The sequence below is a fragment of the Calyptranema fuscum S582 genome (assembly GCF_055793305.1).
This window is the reverse complement of the sequence record NZ_JBSLYH010000036.1, coordinates 17,673-42,815: the sequence shown is the minus strand read 5'-3', so window position 1 is coordinate 42,815 and position 25,143 is coordinate 17,673. Positions and strand designations below refer to the sequence as shown.

Annotated in this window: 22 protein-coding genes; 10 read left to right on the top strand and 12 right to left on the bottom strand. The window is 49.2% G+C overall.

Going from position 1 to position 25,143, the window contains the following annotated elements; translation table 11 throughout:
- The first annotated feature begins 15 nt into the window (after positions 1 to 15).
- Positions 16 to 810, top strand: a complete 795-nt coding sequence (locus ACR6Z4_RS21820; RefSeq protein ID WP_479719435.1) for a peptidase — start codon at positions 16 to 18, stop codon at positions 808 to 810.
- Positions 811 to 910: 100 nt separating this feature from the next.
- Here ACR6Z4_RS21820 and ACR6Z4_RS21815 read toward each other — a convergent pair whose 3' ends face one another.
- The 3 genes from ACR6Z4_RS21815 to ACR6Z4_RS21805 form a co-directional block, all read right to left on the bottom strand.
- A complete protein-coding gene (locus ACR6Z4_RS21815; protein ID WP_479719434.1) occupies positions 911 to 2,497 on the bottom strand; it encodes a CAP domain-containing protein in 1,587 nt (528 codons plus the stop codon).
- A 480-nt stretch (positions 2,498 to 2,977) separates the two neighbouring features.
- Positions 2,978 to 3,655: an HAD family hydrolase gene (locus ACR6Z4_RS21810; protein WP_479719433.1), complete on the bottom strand. Its 678-nt coding sequence runs from the start codon at positions 3,653 to 3,655 to the stop codon at positions 2,978 to 2,980.
- Positions 3,656 to 3,660: 5 nt separating this feature from the next.
- On the bottom strand, positions 3,661 to 6,555 hold the full coding sequence (locus ACR6Z4_RS21805; protein WP_479719432.1) for a PAS domain S-box protein: 2,895 nt from the start codon (positions 6,553 to 6,555) through the stop codon (positions 3,661 to 3,663).
- 8 nt (positions 6,556 to 6,563) lie between these two features.
- Between ACR6Z4_RS21805 and ACR6Z4_RS21800 the strand changes: the two genes are divergently transcribed.
- Positions 6,564 to 6,728, top strand: a complete 165-nt coding sequence (locus tag ACR6Z4_RS21800) for a hypothetical protein (RefSeq protein WP_479719431.1) — start codon at positions 6,564 to 6,566, stop codon at positions 6,726 to 6,728.
- 323 nt (positions 6,729 to 7,051) lie between these two features.
- On the opposite strand, the gene ACR6Z4_RS21795 is transcribed toward ACR6Z4_RS21800, so the two are convergent.
- Together ACR6Z4_RS21795 and ACR6Z4_RS21790 are read right to left on the bottom strand one after the other, a co-directional pair.
- The gene (locus ACR6Z4_RS21795) at positions 7,052 to 7,480 is read right to left on the bottom strand and encodes a DUF732 domain-containing protein (RefSeq protein ID WP_479719430.1); all 429 of its coding nucleotides are present in this window, start codon (positions 7,478 to 7,480) and stop codon (positions 7,052 to 7,054) included.
- A gap of 336 nt (positions 7,481 to 7,816) precedes the next feature.
- The gene (locus tag ACR6Z4_RS21790) at positions 7,817 to 8,398 is read right to left on the bottom strand and encodes a hypothetical protein (RefSeq protein WP_479719429.1); all 582 of its coding nucleotides are present in this window, start codon (positions 8,396 to 8,398) and stop codon (positions 7,817 to 7,819) included.
- A 415-nt stretch (positions 8,399 to 8,813) separates the two neighbouring features.
- Between ACR6Z4_RS21790 and ACR6Z4_RS21785 the strand changes: the two genes are divergently transcribed.
- Both ACR6Z4_RS21785 and ACR6Z4_RS21780 read left to right on the top strand, forming a co-directional pair.
- Positions 8,814 to 9,347, top strand: coding sequence for an NUDIX hydrolase (locus tag ACR6Z4_RS21785; RefSeq protein WP_479719428.1), 534 nt, complete (start codon positions 8,814 to 8,816; stop codon positions 9,345 to 9,347).
- A gap of 39 nt (positions 9,348 to 9,386) precedes the next feature.
- Positions 9,387 to 10,964 carry an NAD(P)H-hydrate dehydratase gene (locus ACR6Z4_RS21780; protein WP_479719427.1) on the top strand — a complete coding sequence of 526 codons (1,578 nt, stop codon included), beginning with the start codon at positions 9,387 to 9,389 and terminating at the stop codon, positions 10,962 to 10,964.
- Positions 10,965 to 11,197: 233 nt separating this feature from the next.
- On the opposite strand, the gene ACR6Z4_RS21775 is transcribed toward ACR6Z4_RS21780, so the two are convergent.
- Together ACR6Z4_RS21775 and ACR6Z4_RS21770 are read right to left on the bottom strand one after the other, a co-directional pair.
- On the bottom strand, positions 11,198 to 11,965 hold the full coding sequence (locus ACR6Z4_RS21775) for a hypothetical protein (protein ID WP_479719426.1): 768 nt from the start codon (positions 11,963 to 11,965) through the stop codon (positions 11,198 to 11,200).
- A 794-nt stretch (positions 11,966 to 12,759) separates the two neighbouring features.
- Entirely contained in the window at positions 12,760 to 14,214 is a 1,455-nt protein-coding gene (locus ACR6Z4_RS21770) for a DUF4231 domain-containing protein (RefSeq protein WP_479719425.1), read from the bottom strand.
- Between the two features lie 170 nt (positions 14,215 to 14,384).
- Between ACR6Z4_RS21770 and ACR6Z4_RS21765 the strand changes: the two genes are divergently transcribed.
- From ACR6Z4_RS21765 to ACR6Z4_RS21745, 5 genes are all read left to right on the top strand, one after another.
- Complete coding sequence (locus ACR6Z4_RS21765) at positions 14,385 to 14,753, top strand: 2Fe-2S iron-sulfur cluster-binding protein (RefSeq protein WP_479719424.1); 369 nt, start codon at positions 14,385 to 14,387, stop codon at positions 14,751 to 14,753.
- A gap of 307 nt (positions 14,754 to 15,060) precedes the next feature.
- Positions 15,061 to 15,591, top strand: a complete 531-nt coding sequence (locus tag ACR6Z4_RS21760; RefSeq protein ID WP_479719423.1) for a thermonuclease family protein — start codon at positions 15,061 to 15,063, stop codon at positions 15,589 to 15,591.
- A 167-nt stretch (positions 15,592 to 15,758) separates the two neighbouring features.
- Positions 15,759 to 16,592 (top strand): inositol monophosphatase family protein, encoded by an 834-nt coding sequence (locus tag ACR6Z4_RS21755; RefSeq protein ID WP_479719422.1) that lies wholly within the window; start codon positions 15,759 to 15,761, stop codon positions 16,590 to 16,592.
- 83 nt (positions 16,593 to 16,675) lie between these two features.
- A complete protein-coding gene (locus ACR6Z4_RS21750) occupies positions 16,676 to 17,650 on the top strand; it encodes a J domain-containing protein (RefSeq protein ID WP_479719421.1) in 975 nt (324 codons plus the stop codon).
- Positions 17,650 to 18,891, top strand: coding sequence for an ATP phosphoribosyltransferase regulatory subunit (locus ACR6Z4_RS21745; protein ID WP_479719420.1), 1,242 nt, complete (start codon positions 17,650 to 17,652; stop codon positions 18,889 to 18,891). Before ACR6Z4_RS21750 ends, ACR6Z4_RS21745 begins: the two co-directional genes overlap by 1 nt.
- A gap of 143 nt (positions 18,892 to 19,034) precedes the next feature.
- Here ACR6Z4_RS21745 and ACR6Z4_RS21740 read toward each other — a convergent pair whose 3' ends face one another.
- The 5 genes from ACR6Z4_RS21740 to bchM all read right to left on the bottom strand — a co-directional run bounded on the left by ACR6Z4_RS21740 (position 19,035) and on the right by bchM (position 24,122).
- Positions 19,035 to 19,442, bottom strand: a complete 408-nt coding sequence (locus ACR6Z4_RS21740; RefSeq protein ID WP_479719419.1) for a secondary thiamine-phosphate synthase enzyme YjbQ — start codon at positions 19,440 to 19,442, stop codon at positions 19,035 to 19,037.
- Positions 19,443 to 19,505: 63 nt separating this feature from the next.
- Positions 19,506 to 20,432 (bottom strand): homoserine kinase, encoded by a 927-nt coding sequence (gene thrB, locus ACR6Z4_RS21735; RefSeq protein WP_479719418.1) that lies wholly within the window; start codon positions 20,430 to 20,432, stop codon positions 19,506 to 19,508.
- A 47-nt stretch (positions 20,433 to 20,479) separates the two neighbouring features.
- Positions 20,480 to 21,832 (bottom strand): acetyl-CoA carboxylase biotin carboxylase subunit, encoded by a 1,353-nt coding sequence (gene accC, locus ACR6Z4_RS21730; protein WP_479719417.1) that lies wholly within the window; start codon positions 21,830 to 21,832, stop codon positions 20,480 to 20,482.
- 480 nt (positions 21,833 to 22,312) lie between these two features.
- Positions 22,313 to 23,029 carry a biliverdin-producing heme oxygenase gene (locus tag ACR6Z4_RS21725; protein WP_479719416.1) on the bottom strand — a complete coding sequence of 239 codons (717 nt, stop codon included), beginning with the start codon at positions 23,027 to 23,029 and terminating at the stop codon, positions 22,313 to 22,315.
- Between the two features lie 409 nt (positions 23,030 to 23,438).
- Positions 23,439 to 24,122 (bottom strand): magnesium protoporphyrin IX methyltransferase, encoded by a 684-nt coding sequence (gene bchM, locus ACR6Z4_RS21720; RefSeq protein ID WP_479719415.1) that lies wholly within the window; start codon positions 24,120 to 24,122, stop codon positions 23,439 to 23,441.
- 522 nt (positions 24,123 to 24,644) lie between these two features.
- On the opposite strand from bchM, the gene ACR6Z4_RS21715 reads away from it, so the two are divergent.
- Entirely contained in the window at positions 24,645 to 24,995 is a 351-nt protein-coding gene (locus ACR6Z4_RS21715; RefSeq protein WP_479719414.1) for a slr0373 family blue light stress response protein, read from the top strand.
- Positions 24,996 to 25,143 lie beyond the last annotated feature (148 nt).

The following is a 25,143-nucleotide window of genomic DNA, read 5'->3' as shown; positions in this document are numbered from 1 at the left end:
TCGGTGAGAGCCGTGATGCGCTGGTTGTTGACTCTCAAACGTAGTTGTTTCTATGTCAGTCTGCTTCTTGCGTCGATCCTGATTGTGCTTGTCGGGCAGTATCCGGGGCAAGAACCGAGTGTTGCTCAAGATCTGCCGCCTGTGACTCAGCAGGTCGTGCCGGAACTGCACGTTCATCCGTTGCCGTTGACCTTAGAACAGTGGCAGGATCCAACGAACTCAGGGGACTATTTTTCTGACATTCGAGCAACGTCTGTGGGGTATCTGGTTTGGTCAAGTTTTCCAATTAAGGTTTATCTCGAAACAGCGATTCCGACATCGCCACCGTCACCGTCCGTCTTACCGGCTCAACAGCAAGCTCAAGCCTGGACCGATGCAGTGCGTCAGGCGATCGCAGAATGGTCAGTTTATTTGCCGCTAGAAATTGTTGCTACGGCTGAGGAAGCAGATATTGCGATTTGGCGACGGACTCCTCCTCTGCAACGCGAGGGAGGGATCTTGCGTGCCCGTTCTGCCGAAACTCGCTATGAGTTGTATATCCGTCGTTCAGATGCGATGTCGGATCATTTGGCGCATCGGTTTACCCTGTTACTGCGTCCTGACCAAACCCCAGACTATACCCGAGCCGCTGCACGTCACGAGTTAGGACATGCTCTAGGACTGTGGGGGCATAGCTCTGTGGCAACAGATGCTCTGTATTTTGCTCAGGTTCGCCATCCACCCCCGATTTCTACAAGAGATGTGAATACGCTGAAACGGGTCTATGAACAGCCGACGCGCTTGGGCTGGTCCGTTGTGCCCAGCCCTTAGTTAACGCTAGTGCTTTGTCAAGTATTTTCTGACGGGTAATGTGCCGCGCTTCGCGCGGCACATTACCCGTTTTAACCATCAATTTTTAATTGACAGACCACTAGTTAGCTTCTTCATAATCGTGGGCATAGGTGATATCGCACATATATCTGTAGATGGAATGGGAGCCGCAGGCTACCCCGGTCATCTCAAATCTGGGATCGAGCAATGTTGTGCGGTGCCCTCGATTAGAAACACCATCATCAATTAATAACTGCATCACATGCCATTGAGCGGTGTTGATCGGAGAATAGCTAATGTTTTCTCCAGCAACACTTTCGTTTGGGGTATTGTCCCAGCGGCCGTAGCGGTTAATGCGGTCGAACGGGCTACTGCCATCGCTGCCATAGTGTCCGGTCAAACCCTTTGGACCCATATCATTGAGGTGATCATCCGCTCCTAAAGATAATCCTCGTGAGGGACGGAGAGGAGGGAGGGAAGGTGTATTTCGCAGTTGGGCGATCGCTTCTAAGACTACGTCAGCACCTTCATGGGTGAGTAAGGGCGTCTGTCCCGGCATTCGCAATAGATTTCCATGAAAATAGGGCAACAGATTTTCCAACCGTTCAGCATAGGCAGCAGGATCTTGCCGCAAACGATTGGTTTCAGCAATAATCTCGCGTTCTAAATCTGAGAGGTAGTCGGCATTTAGCTCAGCGGTTGCCGGTACTGCTGTGGTTTCAGAGTCAGGAATAGGGGCATCGGGCACTTTAGGTTCGACTGGGGTCGTGTCTGATGGCGAGATGCGCGTATACAGATCCATCTCATTCGAGTTTTCACCCTGGGCGTGGCGATCGGATGGGTGCTGGCGATCGGATTGGCGCTGGTGATCGGATTGGCGCTGGTGATTGGATTGGGGTTGATCTGCATCGGCTACATCGGTTGAGGCAACAGAAGGTGCTTCCATTGGCTGGTCAGTGTACTCGGTTACAGCCCCGACCAAGCATAGGTTTGCCTGATGCGACGCATCGCCACATGCCACCCCGATAAACCCATACTCTGGGCTAAGGAGGGTAGTTCGAGCGTGACGAGATGGATTGCCATCATTCAGAATTGCCAGCAATACGGTATGTTCTGGGGTGTAATTGCCATGACTTTGAATTTCGATCGCTTGACCACTCCATTGCCCGTAGCGATTGAGGCGATCGCCCAAGCGATTACTACCGTCTGATCCGCTTGTCATTGCATTCAGATGATCATGAGCTGCCTGAGCGATCCCTAGAGAGTTATGGAGGGGTGGCAGAGGATCTAGTGATCGCAGAAAAGCGATCGCCTCGTCTAATGCTGCAACGCCCTCATAGGTGCGAAGCCGACCCTCTCCCGGTAAAGTCAAAATGTCATGGTCGTAGGCAGGACGAAGGGTTTCCAGCCAATCGGCATAGGCACTGGGATTGGTGCGAATTTGATTAATCGTATCGGCGATCGCTAGGGCTTGCGACTCTACGTCTGCTGTGGGTTGAGAATAGGAGTTAGCAGGATGTGGGCGAGCGCTAATCTGTTCTAAATGGGAAGATCCGCTAGAATTAGTTGGCGTTGTAGCAGCCTGGGTGATAGGTGTATGGACAAAGGCTAACGGGAGCGCGATCGCGAGCAAGGGCGATGGAACCAGACGGAGGGTATGCGCAAATAGCGAATCAATCAGCTTCATAAAAGATTGGGTACTGGATATTGACCTAATCGGTGTGCAATAGGGCTGATATGCAACAACTGCGTCCACAAAATGCAAAAAAATAGGTACGCACCCAGGCTCTATTGTGTATAAAAAAAGCCTGACCTAATATCCGCGAAATTGCTTAAAATTCTTCTTCTAATCTTAATTTCCGCTGCTGGCATCTTAGATCCGGATATGTGAAGGAAGTTGGATTGTCCCATACCTTATTTCGGCGTGGTGGGGCGCAGAGCGCCCCACCACGCCATTTCTCGCTATATGCCATCGATGAGTGATACCGATATGAAATCCGAATTCAACGAATCACGTACGATTGAGCGCCTCGCGAAGCGAGGCGCTCAATCGTGATCTGTGCGATCGCTACGTTAACTGGGGATGACGTGTTGGGGTCGGAAACACGTCACTTGTTCCTCAATCCTTTAGAGAGGGGTTCCTCAATCCTTTAGAGAGGGGCTTGGATCAATTTGGATCGCGATCGGTTTCTAAAATGTGCCGGATCAACTCTGCTACGCCAGCCCCTCGTTCGGCTTGAGTGATCCAATCAACCTGTTGTTTGACTGGGGGCAGGGCATTGGCAACGGCGACAGAAAAGCCACAGATCTCTAAAAATGCCCGGTCGTTTTCGGCATCGCCCACGCCCACCGTCTGATGCAGCGATAAATCCATTTCGGCTAAGACAGCAGATAAGCCAGAGGCTTTATCGACCCCCGTTGGCAGCACCATGACAGCAGCTTTGTTGGTGATGATGTGCAGATCGAGCGCTAACTCTTGAATCGCTGCTTTGACCGTTTCGCCGTGGGGTTGCCAGGTAGATATGATGACTTTGCCTATGCCCAGAGGACTGACCTGGCGATCGCTCAACCATTTGACCAGATCTGTATTGGCGGGGGGAGCCAGCAGGTGTTCGAGTTGAGTAGCGGGTTGATAAAGCAGTGCGCCATTTTCAGCCACCACCCAGTCAAAGTGAGCCAACGGCGGAAAAATCTCGATCAATTCATCGACCTGTCGCCCGGTAATTAAAATCAGGCGGCGTCCAGAATTTCGCCAGTGTTCCAGAGCGACTACGGTTGCCTCATCCACATAGCTTTTTGTCGCAAGGGTGCCGTCATAGTCGGTTGCAAGGACGAGGTATTTCATACCCATCAACGTTGATGAATGGGAATATCAATCATAAAACTAGACCCCATTTTGGGTTCTGAAACGCATTGGAGAGAACCACCATGCTTTTCTGTCACGATTTGGTAGCTAATAGAAAGCCCCATGCCGGTGCCTTTGCCAATAGGTTTTGTTGTGAAAAAGGGATCGAATAACCGCTGCCGAATATGCTCTGGAATTCCAGAACCATTATCAGCCAGGCAAATGCGAACTTGCTTGTTTTCCAATAGCTCTGTGGTAATCGTGATGCTGGGTCGAAATGTTTTATTGATTGCAAATTTTTCTTCTAAGGCATCAATAGCATTACTGAGAATGTTCATAAAAACTTGATTGAGCTGCCCAGCGTAACATTCGACTTGAGGTAGATTACCGTATTGTTTTTTGATCTGAATTTCAGGATAGTCAGGGGTTGCTTTCAGGCGATTTTGCAAAATCATCAAAGTACTATCGATGCCTTCATGGATATTGACAGCTTTCATTTCAGCTTCATCCATGCGGGAAAAGGTGCGGAGTGATGCCACAATTTTGTGAATCCGATCGGCTCCCACTTTCATCGATCGCAGCAGTTTGGGTAAATCTTCGAGCAGAAAATCTAGATCGATGGCTTCGACTGCCGCGTGAACTTCGGGAACGGCATGAGGATAGTGCTTTTGATAAAGTTTCAACACCTTCAACAGATCCCCGATATAGGCATTGGCGTGGGTGAGATTGCCATAGATGAAATTGACCGGGTTGTTGATTTCATGCGCCACACCTGCCACCAGTTGCCCCAGGCTAGACATTTTCTCACTTTGGATCATTTGTGCCTGTGTGCGTTGCAATTCTCTCAGGGCACGCCCCAATTCTTTGGCTTTGGCACGGCTTTGAGCATAGAGCTCGGCCTGGTTGAGTGCGATCGCCAACTGATCCATAATCGCTTGCAACAGCTCGATCTCTGCCTCATCCCAATCACGCGCCTCAGTGCTATGGCTACAGAGCATGACGCCAATGCGACCCGATGTCGTTTGCATGGGCATGGCTAGCAATGACTTGTAGCCGAGTTGGTGCAAAAATGCCTGGGAGGCTTGATCTGCAATGGCATCGATGTCGGGAATTTGCAGCATGTTGAGCTGTAAAATTTGAGCGGCGATCGCCCCAGATTGAGACACGGCATAACATCCGGTTAAATCTGCCAATCCGCTAGAGCGGGACTCTTTGACAATTTCCCAGCATGGTTCCGCCATATCGGAGCGATACCAGGCAAAATCACACCGATCGACTTGTAGAATCGGCTGCACCCCTTCCAGTGTGCTGCCTAAAATCATATCGAAATCGAGGGAATTGCGAATTTGGCGAATCAGTTGATTCAACAATTGTTCTCGTTGTGCCTGCTCTCGCAGTTGTTGTTCAGAATGACGCAGGGCTTCTTCGGCAGATTTGCGATCGCTAATATCGCGGGAAATGGCAATCAAGCCGATTAAATTACCATCAGTATCGTAATGAGGTGATTTGGTCGTGAGAAAGGTATGCAGGTTGCCTTGAACCAGGAGATTTTCTTCAAAGGTTTTAGTCAGACGCGTGGCAAAAATGCTCTGATCAAGCACCATAATGGCGTCAGCCATCTCTTCCGGGAAAATGGCGATGTCAGTTTTGCCAATAATATCGTCTGCCGATATGCCTAACACTCGCCGAAATGAGGTGTTGACCAACACATATTGGCTCTCTAAGTTTTTAACAAAAATGAGATCATTGGTGCCATTAATCACCCCGTTCAACAGGGTATAACTTTGTTGCAAGGCTCGGGTTCGTTCTTCGACCCGATCTTCTAAAACTTCGTTGAGGTGTTCCAAGGCTTCTCGCGATCGCTTCCGTTCGGTGATGTCTGCACCAATCGAGAGAATGCCTGTAATTTCACCATCTGTTGCCAATAAAGAAATGTTGTACCACTCGCAGGTAATGAGGCGACCATCTTTTGTACAATTTTCATTGATGCTGAGGGCATCGCTAGTGTGTAACAGTGCCCGAGTCAGGGTTTGCTGCACTTGTGGACGACCAGCGGCGGGCACAGTTAATTGATCAATATACTGACCCAGAGCTTCGCTTTTACTGAACCCGAAAATGCGTTCTGCGGCAGGATTCCAGTCTGTAATCAAAAAATGGGGTGTGGTTTCGATAATGGCTAAAGGACTGCGTTCAATTAATAGAGCCAGTTTCTTTTGGGCTTGTTGCAATTTAGAGACAGAAGCGGCGTTCGCCTGGATCAATTGGGATGTCCGTTCTCCAATTTTGCCTTCGAGATGGTCTTCAAGTTGCTGGCAGCGATCCTGCATCTGACTGTGTTGAATGGCGATCGCCAGTTGTACAGCGAGATATTCTAACCATCGGCATTCACTCGCTTGCCACGAGTACTTGATAGAACAATGGTCAATCACCAACACACCCCAGAGAGACTTGGCTATATCGGATTTTGGGTCAGTTGGGTGAAGCCCTGCCACCGTGGAGAGAATGGGGATTTCAATCCGACTCATCACTTCAGATAACGCATCCAAGTCATCTTCTTGCTGGCGATAGTGGGGATGGGGGGGGGTACTGATGTGGAGGTGTCCATCTTGCAACTGTTGCCAATGACCGATTGGATCTATCCAGTTTAATGTTGGCAACGGTTTCGGTAGACAAGGATAGCCTTCGGCAACCGACTTGGCTACGATCACGCCTCCTTTCCCCGTTTTCAAGCGGTAGATCGCTACCCGATCTGCCTGGAACAGTGCCTGAATCTCAGTGGTTGCCGTCTGAAAAATGTCGTCTAGATGGGTAGACTCTCGCATACAGCAAGCGATCGCCATCAGACGCTCAATCATCTGATGAGGGTCAAGCTGGAAAGAAGGGTGGTCTTCATTTTGCATAGCACAACATGTTTGGGCAAACCCGATCGCTGGGAGTGGATGGGATGGCTAAAGGCGATCGCAAGTTGGCTTTGACCACCATTCGCATAGAGATCTCGTCTGTAGCGCTTTGCGCTCGACTAGAAATAGATTATTTCTTGAAAGCTATGCTCTACGTGGCTTTTAAGAAATAATCTGTGCTCCACTCGATTGAAAATCGCTATGTGAATGACGAGGGCAGAGAAATTGAGCGTACACGGATGCCAAAGGGATAGGGTCTGCCAAATGATGCATCGTACAGAGCTATCAAAACCTGATTTTGTCTGAAGAGCGTAGATTTTATTTAGGATTGTAGATTAATTAACCTGTCTTTTGGAGAAAGCAGCGGAGCCACTGTTCTTTCGAAAAGAATTGCGATTTATTAAATCCACGATCCTCAATATGTGAATGTCATCCCTAAAATCGTTGAGCGCACCCAATTCTTCGCACAACGTTGCTGTCAAGTTGTTGTGGTACCTCATTCTAGTAGACCATTCGGCGATTCGGTATGAGTTGAGCCTGCGGCAGAGGCATAGTCTATTTCATTTAAATATTGTGGGCAATAGTGGGTGATGCCGCCATATAACAGAACGTTGGAGATTGACACCATGAGCCTTCTGGCTTCTGGGTCAGAGTAGCCTGCGGCAAGCTGGTCTACACCGTGTTGGATCTGGTTCAGGCTGACTCCGTGATCGAGTCGCGCACAAAAATCTTGCGCTGCAAAAATTTTGGCATCGTCAGACAGAATATTGGCAGGAATTTGCTCACGTTCAAAATGTTGCTCGATCCACTGCAAAAACTGTAGGTCGCTTGCCGAATAGCTCGCTTGATGGTTGGTTTGGGCGTAGGCAGAACTACTAGTAAAAAGAGCGATCGCACTTAAAAAGCCTGCCGTCAACTGTCGCATAGTGTAATATCTCTCGAACGTTAGCTAAAAATAGTTTGCCCTGTGGCACAAACAACTCTGCAAACCAGGCGGATTGATCATAAAAAACATGCTTCCGTTCTGCCGTATCAAACTTGGCATTGCTGAATCCTGGTATGAATAAATCTCTGGCAGCTCAGCTTGGGCAGGGGCTGTGCCCCCGGACAGAGGTTCCACCCCTGCACCCCGTCCGAACCGAAACGCATGGTGCTATAAAGCCATCAGTGGCTCACACGCAACGCTCTTAATGCTAAGAGCTGGAGGGCTTCCGTCGGAAGCTCTCCAGCTCTTAGCGTGAAATTGGTTGTCAATGCAGGTTTAATAACGAGCCTGGCACGTCTCTAGCATCTTGTAGTTGTTTTCATCAATGCTGGCAATGGGCTGATATCCGACGAGTTGAATCGACTCAAATGCAGGATTTTCGGATGATGCAACGGCAGTATCGGTTGCCATATCTACAGAGTAAGGATAGCTGGCTTGTTCATAGCTGTTGGTTACGTTCAAAGCCAGGCGATCGCCTTGAACTTCGCCCTGGAAACAGTCAAAGGATGAAGATGGCATGTAAAAAGCGCCCACCACTTGCTGATGGTTGACTTCAAAAACCATGTAAGCGGAACCGATTTCATCAGCTTGAGCAGATTGCCCGTAGAGATAGACTCCATCTCTCAAAGGTTGCCGCTGAGTAGAGTTTGATGCTTCTAGAGAACTGGGTGTTGTACTGGATTGGGCGATCGCTGGCACTTCAGTACTTTGCGCCGGTAAAGCGGCTGCTGTAATGCCAATAGCCAGGGTTAGTAATGCACCTGTCAATAGCCTTTCGATCGAGCGATTAAACCGTGAGGGTGTGGCGGTGGTTGCGGTCTGGGAGGTGGCGGGTTGAGTGCAGATAGGAGTGTTCATAGGGGCTGCTCGGTAGAAGCTGTCGATGTAAGTAATATCCCGCATTTGACTGCTCGACCTGGTGATTGCACCCCAAGTCTGAGTGTGATTCTCCAAGCCATCTCAGGTGACATGTCCCACCCACAACGGTGACTCACGTCACACTTTGCCCGAAGGCTAATTCCTTACAGCGCTTCGCACTTGAGTCTGTTTAGATTTCTTGTGGTGTGCCACGCTCCGCATGTCACACCACAAGAAATCTGTGGCTTCAGCTCAGAATCAGTTTTTTTGCGGATGAACCCGCAGGGTTCATCCGCAAAAAAACTACCCGTCCTGTAACAAAGTGCTGTCATTGCTACGTGAATTCAGTGGATTATGGGGGGTGTAAGGTTTTGCCTGCATTCCGACCCTAACTTCATCAACGATTCATCCGCTCATGTGGACAAAAGGCGATCGCTTTCTAGACATCCGTTCTCATTGGCTGACCCTCATTGGCGAACGGTATCGCGATGACCAGGGACGAAATTTAGAATATTGGCGAGTGGAGCGGGCTGATTCGGTGATTGTTTTACCGATTCAAGCGAATCAGTTGATTTTGCCCCCCAAGGTCTACCGTCCGGGGGTGGGAATCTTAACCTTAGATTTTCCGGGTGGACGGATGCTAAAAGGCAAGCCTCCAGAGACTACGGCGATCGCTGTCTTACAACGAGAGTTGGGTGTTGCGGCTGAGGCAATCTCTTTTTTGATGGCACTTAACCATGAGGGCTGGATGGTAGATAGTTCGTTTTCTAACCAAAAGCTGTATGGGTTTATTGCCGAAATTCAGCCTGATTTTCCGCTCCCGCCTAACCATGTGGGCACCACGTACCCCGCCACATCGACCGGGGTCAGCGACCTGCTGCAAGACCTTACCTGTTTGCAATGCCGCATGGTTTTATTGGAATGGTGGATGCGGCGGGGTATGGGCTAGAGTCCCTATCCGAACAGTTGATTTTTTCAGGACAACTCTATGACACTGAGCCATCGATCTGAGCAGATTCAACGCTATGTCGTGACTGCCAGTCAAATGACAGCGATTGAATCTCGCTTATTTGCTGCGGGAATGCCTGTTGCTGCCTTAATGGAGAAAGTTGCCGGGTTAATTGCTCAGCGCATTCAAACCTTATATCCGCGATCGCACATGAGTCGGGTTGGCATTTTGGTCGGACCCGGTCACAATGGCGGCGATGCGCTGGTGGTTGCCCGTGAGTTGCATTTCAAGGGCTATGAGGTATTGCTTTATCAACCGTTGAGCAATCTCAAAGACCTGACGGCTGCTCATGCTCACTATGCAGCTAGTCTGGGTATTCCCTGTTCTAGCAACGTTGAGTCATTATCGACCTGCCACTTTCTCATCGATGGCTTGTTTGGATTTGGGTTAACGCGATCGCTTGAAGGGGCGATCGCCGATGCTATCAACACGATCAATCACGTGGATCGACCCATTGTTAGCATTGATCTGCCCTCTGGACTGCATACCGACACCGGAGAAATCTTAGGGACGGCTATTCGGGCAACTCATACGCTGTGCTTGGGGTTATGGAAACAGGCGTTTTTGCAAGAACAGGGCTTAGCGCATATGGGCAGGGCAGAACTGGTAGATTTCGATATCCCCCTGGCAGATGTCGCGGCGGTTTTGGGTGCTGTCCCCGATACTCAGCGGATTACGGCGACTAGGGCGATCGCCCAGTTACCCCTGCCCCGTCCCGTTACCACCCACAAATACAAGCAAGGTCATCTGTTATTGGTGTGCGGCTCCCGTCAATATAGTGGCGCACCCATTTTGGCAGCTTTAGCTGCGAGAGCGAGTGGAGTGGGCATGTTATCGATCGCCGTTCCCAAAACGCTGACGTCTCTGATGACGGCTCAAGTTCCTGATGCACTCGTTGTCGGCTGCGCCGAAACCGAAACTGGGGCGATCGCCCACCTACCCCCCGATCTAGACCTGAACAAATATCAGGCGATCGCGGCGGGTCCGGGTCTGACTGTGGCGGCTGAAGCTGTTGTCCGCTCGCTGTTATCCAGTCCGTGTCCGCTGGTTTTGGATGCCGATGGGCTTAATATTTTGGCGCAACTGGGCACTCAAACAATGCTCGCTTCCAGACCTGCACCGACTATCCTGACGCCCCATGCTGGGGAGTTTAAACGGTTATTTCCTGATCTGACCGGTATCGGTTCCGACTTCATTGCTGCCGCCCGAACTGCTGCCAGGGCATGTGGTGCGATCGTTTTGCTCAAAGGTGCCAGAGTGGCGATCGCCCATCCACAAGGACGGGTTTGGCTCAATCCAGATAGCACTCCTGCGCTGGCAAGGGGAGGAAGTGGCGATGTACTGACGGGGTTGCTCGGCGGACTTCTGGCGCAAGCAAACGGGCAAACATCTGCGGTCGAATCTACGGCTGAATCTGCGGTTGAATTTATCGTGCAAACGGCAACATGGTGGCACGCTCAAGCCGGGATTTTTGCCGCTCACAACCGAACTGAACTGGGTGTAGATGCCTCAACCCTGATTCAATCCTTGATTCCAGCGCTAACTCAATATTTATAGCAACCGTCGAGATAGTTAAATCAGGAGGTTGTGTGAGAACCCACGCTCTGCGCGGGTTCTCACACAACTTTTATCCTAATCAACCCTCGACTGCCATAGCGTTATGTGCCCAGAACCAGGACTGTATTGAACTGCGTCGCGGAGCGACGCAGTTCAATACAGTCCTACCGCAATCACGTCGGGCGATACGTTGGTTATCAACGAAAAAATGAGTTTGATTTAAAGCGCGATCCTTACGGTCTCGGCTTTGACAGCAAATCAGCTAGAACCTGATCAATTTTGTGTAACCCGTCGGATAAGTCAACTGCCTGGAGTAAGCCAGAACTAACCAGCTCCTCTGCCCGCTCGCTGACTTTTTCCCCCCGAATGGCAGCAGCCAGATCATCGGCTGTGCGTCCACTGCCAGCAATCACCACAACCGGACGATTGGCGCGAACGCTGTTATGAACGTCTTGCCATGCAATCCCGCCGCCATTGATCAATATCGTCGCGGAAGGAACCCCAACCGCCAACGTTGTGGCAACTTTGGCAATCCACGGAGCTTCGTCGCCCCACAGTGCCCCCGGAACAAATAAAAAGTGGGTGTGGTTGGGTTCTAAAGGTGCGCCATCGGGTGGGGGTGGGGCATCGCTATTGGGCATAATTACAGTTCCGGTTGCTGCAACCCCAATCAATGAAAAGCTGGAGCCACTGGCGCTGCGGGCTTGCCCGATCAATTTCATCACACCGGCATCAGTGCCTCCATCGACCACCGATACTCCCAACCGCTGTACCAGCGGTGCTAAAACCTGATCAAATAGCGATCGCAACTTCTCAAGGCGATCGCTCGTAATTCCACTGGCACCTCCGACAACGACAAGTGTTGGATATGCTGCCTGGAATCCCATCTTTTTTAACGTGAGGGACAAATCATCCGAGCGATGGACACGAATGGCTTCTGCTGCATGTCCGTCTGAAAAAGTGACCTTAAAGACTTCTTCCATCCCTACGGCGATTGTCATGAAGTTCTCAGTTGGGAAATAGCCAGTCGATCTGATGAGCTTTAAAACATACTTCCCAGGATCTTAAATTCTTACTCATAAAATCTTGCCCGTCATCAATTTTCGGCAGATTTTGTCTTGGTTAGGATTGTGGATGTAATGGAACCCAATTCTTTCTGAGAACAGCAGAGCTGCTCTCTCAAAAAAATGACAGGTTCATTAATCTGTGATCCCTAGAATAGGGCAGCTAGATGTTTCCAAGTAGAACACAAACTCTGCTGTGATGGCTGCGCTTGAATTTGGGAGTCGCTTAGCGAAGCCACCCACCAAAACTTTTTTGCTCTACTCACGTTGACCTAAAGCTAAACTAGCTACCGCTTTAAGACCGGGAGGTGGACTAAGACTAAAGCTTAACCCAATTTTTATTTGATAGAATTTATAACCTGTTATCTCCAAATTTATGCGTTTCCTGAGGTAGGAAATCAGCAAAAAATTCTGAATAGATACACCTAACTGACATTGATACCATATTAAAGAGACAGCATAACAGGTTGATATGTGGATAAACTTCAAGTTTTATGGCGATCGCTATAAAAAGGAAGGCAGGTTATCGCAACATTCAATCGCAGCAATCGAGCTATTTATCAATGCCCTATCCAGATGAATGTTGAGATCTATAGTTGACGCGAATGAGTTCACGCAAATCTCAGCATTCGTTCTCAGGATCACATATCCAACAAAATTTGGAAGATCTGGTGCTGCCAGCACCAGATCTTCGGGTTTATTGAATCCACGACTTTAAGAAACAGCTCTTACTAGCTCATCGGCTGACTGTAACTGATCTCTTCCTCTGGAAGATCACCTTGAGTTACAGGCATCTCCTCGCTTTCATCTGGCAACGCTTCGTTAGCCGTTGCCAAACTCTCATCGGCTGCTGGTTCTTCAGCTACTGGAGCGATCAAACTCCCATCCGATAGCCCATTGGTGCTCAAATCCAGTGATGGAGGTTCGGCTAAGGGCATATCTGCGGCAGGTTCGATAGATGCCTCGGATACTGCCTCCGGTGAGGGCAACTCTTCAGAGGCGATCGCCCCTGAAACCTCACCAGTCGAGCCGTCAGTGGCGATCGCAGGGATAGACCCATCCTGAGTATCTGGATTATCTGGCTGTTCTAAAACGCCTGAACTTCCCCCTAACGTCAATAACATCTGCACCGATTCCGATTCTTTCTTGTCTCCGTAGATATCGGATAGGGCATCGCGCATTTCCTGCACCCAACCTGCATTTTCACTCTGAATTACGGACTCAGCGCTACTGACGAGCGTGTCGATATTGGCACTGTCTGCCTTTGCTTCGTCAGAAAGCGCCCGCCACCAGGTGCGAATGTCGTACAAGTCTGAAGCAGCCGTATTACAAGAAATCAAGTTGGTTTCTACCCGTTTGAACTCCAGAAAACTAGCCAGGGCGGTGGCTAAGGCACTGCTCACCGCAATCCAGATATCAAACCCAAACGCTGCCAATAAGGTACCGATGCCCCCTAAGATGTAAACCAACCACTGAAACTGTTGCAATTCACGGCTGAGTCGCAACGCTTTTTTCTGGTAGTAGTTAAACTGATCTTCAACCCGGTAATTAACGTACTGGTCGGGAGTGAGGCGCGAAAATCCATCATCTCCCTGAGCCGTTCCATATAAAGGCGGTAAGGTGCCCCGGTAGGGTTCTAACCCTGTTTGGTTGACCTGGGTTTCCATCAACCGTTTACTAATACTTTTAACTTTACGTGCCAGTTGCACATCGCGCAGTCGTGCGATTTCCTCGGTAACGGGGTTGTATTCTCCAACTCCCATGCGATAGCGAAAAATCTCTTTTTTTAGCGCTTCAGCACTGCTGCGGAGCATGACCCAACTCAGCCCCATATTGAACTTCACAGTACCCGCAATTAAGATACTGAGGATAATGGGCGCAACAATCACCAACCCGTGAATCACACTAAAGGTGTACTGATTTAAGATGGGTTGCAGCCAGAGCGGTGCAGAATCGACGACTAAGTTTTCTAACACCGAATAGGTGACTGCCAGTGTCGTTGAGATAACACCCAGGGCAAGAATCAGTTTTTGCTGAAACGTGAAGCGTTTTTGAGCAGCATTAGCGTTTTTATCGTATTTCGCAAAACATTGCCATGCATCTTCGAGTGTGGGATTTTTGGGTAAATCGGGGATAGGGTTCTCTATGGTCACGGTGTTTGCCCCTGCTGGCAGATCGCTACACATCTAAAGTTGTTTCCATAATTTAGGGTACTGGTTATCTTCGTTTGAGAAAGGAAAACGTTTCAATTTTTCAGATTGCCAATTTCCTGCTCAAGAGTCCCGATCGCACCCAATCTCAACAACGCTATATCACGGTAGAGTGATATAGGTAAGATTCCTGCTTAACAAAATTCATGGTTCGTTCTTATACTGTACGCATCCACAATCGACAAACCGATACCTGGCATACTTTAGACGTACCAGAAAATCGTTATATCCTTCATTCTGTAGAAGCGCAGGGCGAAGCATTACCTTTCTCCTGCCGCAACGGCGCTTGTACCACCTGTGCGGTGCGGGTGATTTCGGGCGATCTCTATCAGCCCGAGGCAATGGGGCTATCTCTGCAACTCCAACGTCAGGGGTATGCGCTGCTTTGCGTTTCCTATCCTCGGTCTAACTTGGAGGTAGAAACCCAAGATGAAGACGAAGTCTATGAATTGCAGTTTGGTCGCTATTTTGGCAAAGGCAAGGTGCGGCGTGGTTTGCCGCTAGACGAAGACTAGTACACCCAGTTAAAAGTTTTAGAGGGGGTGGAGGGGGTAAAACCCCCTCTTGGGGGTGCAGCCCCCAAACCCCCATGTTGCAAAATTTCGTGTTTGCAACACTAGTACACCCAGTTAAAAGGTTTGCAGGGGTTGCTTAGGACAAAGGTTGTGTGAGAACCCGCGCAGAGTGCGGGTTCTCACACAACCTTCTGGTTTAACCATCTCGACGGTTGCCATAACACAGCCAGCGTCTCAACGTACAGAATTGGGCACCCTACACAAAGGTTAGTTGCTCTTGTTCTGCTACTGTAAAGACGCGCTGTCTATGACACTTCAATGGCTTAAACGTTCGCTTTTAGGGATGCTGCTCTGCTGCGCTGTTTTGCTTTGGGGTTGCCAATCAACCCTGACCCCCGGTGCGCCTGTCCATTTGATCCGAGTTGTCAGTGGTCAAACCCTAGAAATTGTGAATGCTGCCGGACAAGCCGAAAAAGTGCGACTCATTGGCATTACTGCTCCTGCCTGGAAACAAGAACCCTGGTACAGTGCGGCAAAAAATGGCTTAGAAGACTTGATTGCACCGGCTAAAGTCATTCATCTAGAATTTGATGTTGAAACCCAAGAAACCTGGCAAGATGGCTCAACCCGTAAACTTGCTTATGTTTGGAAGGATCAACAGTTGCTGAATGAGATCGTGGTAGAAAAAGGCTTGGCATTAGCAGAAGGGCGATCGCCCAATTTGCGTTATCAAACTCGTCTTGCCTATGCCCAAGAAAAAGCTCGCCTGACCGGAGTCGGCATCTGGAATCCTAAAAATCCGATGCGACAAACTCCACAAGCATTTCAAGGGAGCTAATAGCTAATAGCTAATAGCTATTAGCTAGCCCACAGCTAACAGCTAATGGCTAACAGCCGATAGCCGACAGCCAATACCAATAACTAACAGCCGATAGCTAATAGTCAACAGCTAACAGCTAACAGCTAACAGCTATACAATTTCTGCACGTTTTACCCCTCTTCCTCATGCCAACTTCTTCCTCTCTACAAATTTTTCTCGATATCGCTACCGAAGCTGCTTTGGCGGGGGGGGCGGTGTTGCAATCGTATCAAGGCAAATTAGAGGCGATCGCTGAAAAAGGACGTCCCGGTGATTTAGTGACTGAAGCTGACAAAGCTTCGGAAGACGCCATCCTGGCAATTATTCAACGCCACTTTCCCGATCATGCCATTTTGGCAGAAGAGTCTGGGCATTCTGGAGAGCAGGCGAGTGAATTTCTGTGGGCAATTGATCCGCTTGATGGCACGACAAACTATGCCCATCAATATCCCGTCTATGCTGTTTCTATTGGATTACTTATTGATGGGGTGCCCCAGGTCGGTGTAATTTTCGATCCCTCCCACCAAGAGCTATTTCGTGCGGCTCAGGGTTTAGGAGCAACCCGAAACCGCTCTCCTATCTGCGTCTCATCCACTCAGGAACTCCGCAAGAGTCTTTTGGTAACTGGGTTTGCTTACGATCGCCACGAAACGATCGATAATAACTATGCAGAATTTTGTCACCTCACCCATCTCACCCAAGGGGTAAGGCGAGGTGGTGCGGCTGCCATCGATCTGGCACATGTGGCTTGCGGTCGGCTCGACGGCTACTGGGAGCGCGGTCTGTCTCCCTGGGATATGGCAGCCGGGGTAGTTTTACTAGAAGAAGCAGGCGGTAAAATTACCGCTTATGATGGTAGTGCATTCTCGCTTGATTCAGGACGCATCTTAGCGACTAATGGGCACATTCATCAGACTCTCAGTGGTGTTCTCCAATCGATCAAACCTTTACCAGCAGAAACTGTAAAAGCCTTTATCTAATTCGGTTCAGTGTATACCCTAATCTTGAGTTAAGCGAAGTAAACTAAAGAGAATTCTTAGGCTAGAAGAGTGAGATACGAAGAATGTCCTTCAAAATTGAGCAAGGGTTATTTGGCTTAGATTTTACCGACTATCATGCTGTTCTAGGCGTTCCGCTTGATGCCGAATACAACGATCTTCGTAAAAGATACCTCAAGATTGCGCGGCGTCTTCATCCCGATAGCTGTTCTAAAGAAAGCGAAGACGATCGCAAGCGTGCGGCTGAGTATTTATCTAAACTGGTCAACCCATCCTACGAGAAAATTTCTCAAGAGAAGGATTATACAGAGTATCTGTTGTTGCTCAAGTTAAAAGGTCAACAGGCGCGCAGACAACAAGACACAGTTTTGTTGACGAGCGAGTTGTCGAAAAAGCTAGCCGCTGCCAACGATAGCAATATTGACTCAGAATATAAAGCAACGGTGCGGCAGTTAGCAGAGCAACAATATGAGCACCTTAATCAAACGCTGGAAGTGACAGGACAGTTGAGTGAACTCAACCTCGTTTACTTGATGCGTAAAGACGGTGGGGAAGCGCCCAGACCAGTGCCTCCACCTCCAGTTCCGAGTCCGTCTGGCAGAGGAACACCACCTTCACCAGGTCCGAAACCTCCACCGGGTAAGGAGGAGTTAGTCGAAGCCTGTTTGCGGCGGGCACAGGAATATGAGTCGAAAGAAGACTACGTGAAGGCAATCCAGGAACTGAGAGGAGCGCTGGAAATTGATCCGAAGAGTAGTCGAACCTATGGTCGCATGGGGATGCTATATCTTAAGAGTAAGCAGCTAACCATGGCAAAAATCCACTTCCGCAAAGCAATAGAGTTAGATCCTAACGATGAGCTAGCCCAGAGTGGAATGCGTGCCGCTGATCCTTCGTCTGCGCCTCCCAGTAGCTCGGCTCAAAAAGGGCAAAAAACGACCACTGGAGCAGGTAATGTTCCTCCGAAGAAGGGTGGAACGCCGCCGAAGCAATCGGGCGGTGGCTTGTTTGGTGGCATATTTGGTGGAAAGAAAAAATAATGGTGTACCAACCGCCTGTTGGAGCCAGGGATCTCCTGCCCTTGGATGTGGCGCAAAAGCGCTGGATTGAAGAACGCCTGCAACAGGTGTTTCATCGGTGGGGCTATCACCGCATTATTACCTCAACCCTAGAGCGGTTGGATACGCTAATGGCGGGAGGGGCGGTGCAACAGTCCACCGTGATTCAGTTACAAAACTCTGAGGATGAGGCGTTGGGGCTTCGTCCTGAGCTGACGGCGTCGATCGCTCGGGCTGCTGTTACTCGTATGGCTGGGGTCACGTTTCCGCAGCGGCTTTACTATAACGCTAATGTGTTTCGTCGTGCCGGACGGGGCAACCACAATCGCCAGCAGGAGTTTTACCAGGCTGGGGTAGAGATGCTGGGGGCTGCTGGGGTTGCGGCAGATGCGGAAATTTTGCTGTTGCTGGCAGATGGGTTAAATCAATTACAGCTCGGTCAGTGGTATCTGGTTGTCGGGGAGGCAGGGTTAACCGAATCGTTGCTGTCGGTGTTTCCGGATGAATTGCGCGATCGCGTTCGAGATGCGATCGCCCAGATCGACCGGATTACGATCGAAAATTTGCCGTTATCACCTGAATTGCGCGATCGCGCCTTACTCTTGCTCGATCTGCGGGGTCGTCCTGCGGATGTGTTGCAAAAGGTTTCCAGTTTAGATCTCAATCCAGAACAGCGGCAAATTGTTAATGCTCTGAAATCGCTGGTGGAACTGCTCGAAAGCAGCCGTTCCCAACAGCCGGATGCCAAGGCAACCGTGCCCTCTGTGATTCTAGATTTAAGCTTACTGCGTACTTTTGAATACTATACGGGTATCGTTTTCGAGGCAGTGAGTGATAGTGCGTCAGGAAAACGGATTTTAGGTCAGGGCGGTCGCTATGACCAGTTATTAGGACTATACAATCCTAATGGCGTGAGCTATCCCGGTGTCGGATTTTCCCTCAATTTGGATGATCTGCATCAAGTGTTGCTGGCGACCGGGCAATTGCCCATGCAAACGCCAGCAAGTAATTGGTTGGTTGTGCCGACCACACCAGATTGTTATGCCGATGCCTTTAATTACGCCCAAAAAATCCGCGATTCTACAACTCTGGTGCGGGTCGAGGTTGCCTTAAGTGAATCCTTAACACCTGATGCAGTGCGCGACTATGCTCGACAACGACGCATCAACCAAATTGCCTGGGTGAATGCTGAGGGAACGCCTGATATTGAAACGATGCACTGAAGCGGTGTTACCAGGTTTGGGTGTGAATTGGGCTGTGAAACCTTTGGTTTCACAGCCCAATTCACACTCATTGTCTTTTTGAGAGAGCGACGGCGGAGCCGTCGCTCTCTCAAAAAGAATTACAGGTTCATGAATGGGTGAGCCTAAGCATCTGGTATGATGCGTAACCAGACTTCTCGGGTGCGGGGTCCATCAAATTCGCACAGGTAGATGAACTGATACTGCCCCAAGCAAAGCTGGGCGGCACTCAGCAAAACCGTTTTGCTGGGACCAATCAGCGATGCCTTGATATGGGATGGCGCATTTTTGTTAACTGTCTGGTGCAAATAAGGCAGATCTTTAGGAACCAAGCGCTCCAAGGCATTGAGCAGATCTGTGTGAACGTTTGGATCGGCATTCTCTTGAATCAAAACGCTAGCCGTTGTGTGAGGCACGTAAATTACGCAAATTCCTTCCCGAATGCCGCTGCTACTGACGGCGGCTTGTACGTGTGGTGTGATGTCGATAATTTCAGTTTTGTGCTGGGTCTCAATTTGGAATTTGTGTAACATGGCGGGTCATCTGTCGAAAAAATCAGCGGTTTGGGTTAGCGAATAGCGAATTGATTGGGCTTATTACCTCACCGTTGCGCCCTGCGTATCCAGTTGCAGCGTATGAACGATCACTTCGATGTTAAAACTGCTCCATGTTGTCGCGATCGCCTGTTTGACGTCATCTACCTGCTGGGCATGGGTCAAAGCCAGGAGAGTAGGACCTGCGCCACTGATGACCAGACCATAGGCTCCTGCGGCGATCGCCGCTGCCTGTACGGCTTCATAGCCTTGAATCAAGGTTTGGCGATAGGGTTGATGAATTCGATCCTGCAATGCGACTTGCAGCCAATCTTCTCGTCCGGTTTCTAAACCCCGCAGCAATAAACCCAGATGCGCCATATTAAAGATGGCATCGGCTCGGCTGTAATCGGTTGGCAGAACGCGCCGTGCAGCAGCGGTCGATAGCTCAAAATTGGGAATAGCAACGACAGGAATAACGCTGTCGTGCCAGGGAATATCACAAATACTCCAGGTGTCGTCTGGAGCAGATGCAGACAACCGACAGCCCCCAATTAATGCGGGAACTACGTTATCGGGATGCCCTTCCATGGCGATCGCCAAGTCCATCACTTGTGTTTGACTCAACGGTGAACCCGCCAAAACATTGGCACCCACTAACCCCCCAACAATGGCGGTTGCCGAACTACCCAAGCCCCTTGCCAACGGCACCCCTAAGGCGATCGCCAATTTTACCGCAGGCGGCGTTTGTCCGATGTGTTGATAGAGGTGACAGAAAGACTGATAAGCCAGATTGGTCTGATCGGTCGTAACCCGGTCTGCTTCTACGCCAACCACTTCAATCACAAACGGCGTTTCTGTATCGGTGGGTAACCGAGAAAACTCAAACTCGTTATAGATCGTTAGCGCAGCACCTAAACAATCAAAACCGGGTCCAAGGTTCGCCGTTGTGCCAGGAACCTTGACCGAAACTGACGTGGGAATAGACATGAACAGCTACCAAAATCGCAGACACTGGCAAATTGCAACGGCATGGTTTAGGGCTTGGTTTGCATCATTTGCTCGACAAAATTGGTGTAAACCTTTGCCTCTAAAAACTCTTTTGTTTCCAAGACTTTTTGATGGAATCCAATAGTGGTCGGTAACCCAGTAATGGCACATTCCCGCAATGCCCGTTTCATCCGCTGAATTGCAGAGGCGCGATCGGGACCCCAAACGATCAGTTTGCCAATTAATGAGTCGTAATAAGGCGGAATTTCGTAGTCTGTATAGACGTGCGAGTCCATCCGTACGCCTGGTCCACCGGGTGGGAGATAGCCACTAATACGACCGGGATTGGGTCGGAAATTGTAGTCTGGATCTTCGGCATTAATCCGACATTCAATGGCATGGCCTCGCAAGATGACCTGATCCTGGGTCAACTTCAACTTTTCGCCCTGGGCAATGCGAATTTGTTCGGCGATCAAGTCCAACCCCACCACCATTTCGGTGACAGGATGTTCCACCTGAATGCGGGTGTTCATTTCCATAAAGTAAAAATGTCCGGATTGATCGAGCAAAAACTCGACGGTTCCGGCACCCACATAATTGATCGACTGAGCCGCACGAACCGCTGCCGATCCCATTTTTTCTCGAAGTTCCTGGCTCAGAGCAGGACTGGGTGCTTCTTCTAAAAGCTTTTGATGGCGACGTTGAATGGAGCAGTCGCGTTCGCCCAAATGAATCACATTGCCATAGCTATCTGCCAGGATTTGAAATTCAATATGACGGGGGCGTTCAATAAATTTTTCCATGTAGACGCCCGGATCGCCAAAGGCAGCTTCTGCTTCTCCCTGGGCTGCCAGAAAAGATTTGACCAATTCGTCTTCAGAACGCACTAACCGCATTCCGCGACCGCCCCCGCCCGCAGTTGCCTTGATCATCACGGGGTAGCCGATTTTTTGGGCGATCGCCAGAGCTTCTTTATCGTCGGTTAATAATCCATCGCTACCCGGAACAGTGGGCACACCCACCCGCATCATTGTTTCTTTAGCAGTAGACTTGTCTCCCATCGACCGCATGGAGTCAGGGGTCGGTCCAATAAATGCAATTTGGTGGTCGGCACAAATTTCTGCAAACCGGGCATTTTCTGCTAAAAATCCATAGCCTGGATGAATCGCAGTAGCATTGCGGGTCAAAGCCGCCGCAATAATATTAGGAATGTTGAGATAGCTTTTGCTGCTGGGGGGTTCCCCAATACAAACGGCTTCATCCGCCAATTGAACATGAAGCGCATGGCGATCGATAGTGGAGTGAACTGCAACCGTAGCAATCCCCATTTCTTCGCACGAACGGAGAATGCGGAGTGCAATCTCCCCCCGATTTGCAATCAAAATTTTATCAAAATGCATCTTCCAACGTTCAAGTGAGAGCTTAGGTAAGGCGCACTTTCCTCCCTTTCTGTCAGTGTCAAGCTTGCGTAGAGCAGACTCTGATCGATTCACACCCTCTCTATCAAAAAGACATTGCTAGTTTTAGGCGCGCAGTTGATTATGTCTCCAGAAAGGACACAGTCAACTGCATGCCAAGAGTTAGCAATGCTAGCAAACGAGAGAGTTGAAAAAAGAGTCGATGCCTTGTCGAAGCGATGCGGTTTAGCCACTCTAGAAGCGACAGACAGAGATTGGAAATATACGTGCCAGCAATTCATCCTACCATGCAGGGGATTGGCGCATAAAACCGACTGCCCAAAACTAAGGGATCAAAAATCAAAAATCTTGAAGTCTAAAAATCAGATTCTGACCCAAAAGGCACTGGAATCTCATTTCTAATTCTCGATCTCTGATCGTTGATCCCTGATCTCAATCTCTGGCGCAATCTTTGAGAAAAGATTACTCAGCTGTTGCTAACTCGGTGCTGCCACGAGCCCGACGACGGGTCAACGTGTTAAACAGCATTTGCCCGATTGCCTTAATTAGATTCCCTTCCAGCTCCATAAACATCTTCATGTTCATGCCGAATGCGGCGTTCGCTTCGTCCACAATGCGCTCAACAGTAGCAGAGTCAATGGGCAGATCATCCATTGCCTGACGGTACTTAGCTTTAAACTCTTTTTCGTCAGAGATGTCTTTGAATTCGTAGAAAGCAGTACCTTCACCCTCTGCTAAATTCATTGCACGTTGGGCGATGCCTTTGAGAATTTGCCCACCTGACAAATCACCCAGATAGCGAGTGTAAGAATGCGCAATCAACAACTCAGGTTCATTCGCAGACACTTCGCGAATGCGAGCAATATAAGCTTCGGCTGCTGCAGACGGGGCAACTTGCTCTTTCCAGTTGGCTCCGTAGTAGTAATACAAATCTTGCTCAAGGCTGGCTTTGCGATTTAGCTCTGCAAAGTGAATCTTGGAAACTAAAGGATGATTTTGTTGCCGATCCATTTCCTCTTCCATCGCGGAGTAGACAAAGTAGAGGTTGGATACGAGCTTCCGATAGGAGGTTTTCTCAACCACTCCCTTAAGGAAGCACTTTACGAAACCGACGTTTTCAGCCATCGTATGGGCTTTTTTAGTACCTTCTCGCAACCGGGTTGCTAAATTACTGCTCATGCTAAATTTCCCAACACTAAATTTCGTCTACTAGAAGTCTTGCTAAACCAGATCAAGAGTTGCTGGATGCAAAAGACATAAAAAGAACCCAGAAGACTTTCCTGAGTTACCTGCTCATACAGAGACTCACAAACCACCTAAATTGTTACAGTAGTCTGATTTGATGAGAGTTTTTATTAAAAATTCTTACGTTTCCCTGACGCTAAAGGATTTGTTAGCCTCCTCAGTTCTTCAACATTTGGGCATCACGAGGTAAACGTCTATGCCCTTACCTATATAGCTTTTGAGCCTAGGACATACTCAATCGTGAGAGGAGCGATGGGACAAAAATGGGTGTCTTGCTACCCCCCTCTTCATTCAAATTGAGACTGTTGAGTTTTGTAATGATCTGAGCGGCGTTAACCCTTCTTCATCGGGTAACTTCAAGAATCCGTGAGAAATAAAAGCTGGTTTTGGTCATGCCATTGCGTTGCACTTGCCAACCGCTAGCTTCCAAGATTTTTCTGATTCCTACTTCGCTGTGGAGGTAGGCACGGGTGGCTTTGCTGGGCCCTGGAAAGAAATCGCCAATCTTTTTGAGCAGGCTATACGCCAGGGTTTTGGGTGCAAAGCTCAGAATCAGTCGGTGTTCTGCCAGAGCGCTGAGGTGAGCAATCATATCAGCTGCTTTGTCTTGGGGATAGTGAATCAAAACATCCAGGCAGATCACCGTGTGATAGTGACCGCTGAGCGCTTCTAAGTCTTGGACGGCAAAGGTTGGGTTGGCAGTTTGTCCCAGTACTGTTTGGGCGCGATCGCTCGCTTCAGTCACCATTTTCTCGGAAATATCGCTGGCATAGACGATCGCTCCGGCTTCTGCCAACGGAATGCTGAGGCTACCTACGCCACACCCAGCATCACAAATGGTTAGCCCAGATAGGCTGTTGTCTGCTTTTAACCATGCCAAAACGGTATCGATGGTTTGTTGATGCCCCTTGCGGATATCGAGCTGAACCTTATTAACTTCGCCATCCCCATAAATCCGACGCCACCGATCGAACCCTGTAGCGTTGAAATATTCTTTAACAACCGTCTTATCGTCAACTACGTTCATAAAGTTTGTTTACATAGATCCGAGACGGTTACTTACTTTAGCAGGTGTGTAGGACGAACAAAAGAGTTGTTTGACAGGATCAACGCTTTCGATCGACGTCATATGAAACAGAAGCTAAACAGCATAGAGGTGCCAACCCCAAACATTTATTTTATGAATGCTTATGTTTGGAGGCGCGGCAACGCCGCGCCTCCAAACATAAGCGCTCGGAAAACTCAGCAAAAAGTCCAATTAAAGTCAGCGGTATTCACCGACTCCTAATTGATCCCGTTGGGGAATATCGCAATTCTCAAGGGTGTGTTGTACAAGTTGGTGTGTGAGAGTCTCACTCCGTGCGGCTCTCACACAATAACCGTAATTTATCTAAGCGCGTCGCGTTATGGAAGTTCAGGTGTCGTCAGGCTGGGTAAATGTAAACAGTTGTAACAATAATGCTGTCATAGCGTCTTTCCGTCTTGACAGCACCAGACAAAGGCGACTATTCTGTCATTCATACCCGGGTATTCACTATGTAATCGTTCTATGCAAGAGAAGCACAAGGTCACGTTATATCTCCCACCTGAACTGCACCGTCAACTCAAAATTCGTTCGGCAGTTGAGACTGAACCTATGTCAGCTATCGCAGAGCGAGCCATTGTTTTCTATTTGACACACCCGCATGTGGTAGATGAGCTAGAAACATCTCATGGTCACGTCCATCAGGTTTACAACTGTCCTGCCTGCAATAGCGCTCTCATCCTGCGTGACGACGAGGCAATTGCTCTCGGTGATCAGCCCAGCATTCTTCCCGACGAAGAATTGTCTGTGAGCAAGATACAGGTTGGGCACCACAAGCCTGATCAGCAGGGGGAACAAGAACTGGTTCCCTGTTAGTCTCCGTCCATTATTAAAGCTGCTAGTCAATCTGAAGTAGATATCTGGTTTTGTTTTGAACTGTAAGATGCCAATTCTCAAAAACTTCTGCTCTAAGGCACAGGTCTAATCGGAAGCGGCAATGTGAAGATTGAGGATGTCTGCACCG

Excerpts from the sequence above, each read along its gene's own strand:
- ACR6Z4_RS21820 (WP_479719435.1), top strand. The coding sequence starts at position 16 with ATGCGCTGGTTGTTGACTCTCAAACGTAGTTGTTTCTATGTCAGTCTG.
- ACR6Z4_RS21815 (WP_479719434.1), bottom strand. The coding sequence starts at position 2,497 with ATGAAGCTGATTGATTCGCTATTTGCGCATACCCTCCGTCTGGTTCCA.
- ACR6Z4_RS21810 (WP_479719433.1), bottom strand. The coding sequence starts at position 3,655 with ATGAAATACCTCGTCCTTGCAACCGACTATGACGGCACCCTTGCGACA.
- ACR6Z4_RS21805 (WP_479719432.1), bottom strand. The coding sequence starts at position 6,555 with ATGCAAAATGAAGACCACCCTTCTTTCCAGCTTGACCCTCATCAGATG.
- ACR6Z4_RS21800 (WP_479719431.1), top strand. The coding sequence starts at position 6,564 with ATGTTTGGGCAAACCCGATCGCTGGGAGTGGATGGGATGGCTAAAGGC.
- ACR6Z4_RS21795 (WP_479719430.1), bottom strand. The coding sequence starts at position 7,480 with ATGCGACAGTTGACGGCAGGCTTTTTAAGTGCGATCGCTCTTTTTACT.
- ACR6Z4_RS21790 (WP_479719429.1), bottom strand. The coding sequence starts at position 8,398 with ATGAACACTCCTATCTGCACTCAACCCGCCACCTCCCAGACCGCAACC.
- ACR6Z4_RS21785 (WP_479719428.1), top strand. The coding sequence starts at position 8,814 with ATGTGGACAAAAGGCGATCGCTTTCTAGACATCCGTTCTCATTGGCTG.
- ACR6Z4_RS21780 (WP_479719427.1), top strand. The coding sequence starts at position 9,387 with ATGACACTGAGCCATCGATCTGAGCAGATTCAACGCTATGTCGTGACT.
- ACR6Z4_RS21775 (WP_479719426.1), bottom strand. The coding sequence starts at position 11,965 with ATGACAATCGCCGTAGGGATGGAAGAAGTCTTTAAGGTCACTTTTTCA.
- ACR6Z4_RS21770 (WP_479719425.1), bottom strand. The coding sequence starts at position 14,214 with ATGTGTAGCGATCTGCCAGCAGGGGCAAACACCGTGACCATAGAGAAC.
- ACR6Z4_RS21765 (WP_479719424.1), top strand. The coding sequence starts at position 14,385 with ATGGTTCGTTCTTATACTGTACGCATCCACAATCGACAAACCGATACC.
- ACR6Z4_RS21760 (WP_479719423.1), top strand. The coding sequence starts at position 15,061 with ATGACACTTCAATGGCTTAAACGTTCGCTTTTAGGGATGCTGCTCTGC.
- ACR6Z4_RS21755 (WP_479719422.1), top strand. The coding sequence starts at position 15,759 with ATGCCAACTTCTTCCTCTCTACAAATTTTTCTCGATATCGCTACCGAA.
- ACR6Z4_RS21750 (WP_479719421.1), top strand. The coding sequence starts at position 16,676 with ATGTCCTTCAAAATTGAGCAAGGGTTATTTGGCTTAGATTTTACCGAC.
- ACR6Z4_RS21745 (WP_479719420.1), top strand. The coding sequence starts at position 17,650 with ATGGTGTACCAACCGCCTGTTGGAGCCAGGGATCTCCTGCCCTTGGAT.
- ACR6Z4_RS21740 (WP_479719419.1), bottom strand. The coding sequence starts at position 19,442 with ATGTTACACAAATTCCAAATTGAGACCCAGCACAAAACTGAAATTATC.
- thrB (WP_479719418.1), bottom strand. The coding sequence starts at position 20,432 with ATGTCTATTCCCACGTCAGTTTCGGTCAAGGTTCCTGGCACAACGGCG.
- accC (WP_479719417.1), bottom strand. The coding sequence starts at position 21,832 with ATGCATTTTGATAAAATTTTGATTGCAAATCGGGGGGAGATTGCACTC.
- ACR6Z4_RS21725 (WP_479719416.1), bottom strand. The coding sequence starts at position 23,029 with ATGAGCAGTAATTTAGCAACCCGGTTGCGAGAAGGTACTAAAAAAGCC.
- bchM (WP_479719415.1), bottom strand. The coding sequence starts at position 24,122 with ATGAACGTAGTTGACGATAAGACGGTTGTTAAAGAATATTTCAACGCT.
- ACR6Z4_RS21715 (WP_479719414.1), top strand. The coding sequence starts at position 24,645 with ATGCAAGAGAAGCACAAGGTCACGTTATATCTCCCACCTGAACTGCAC.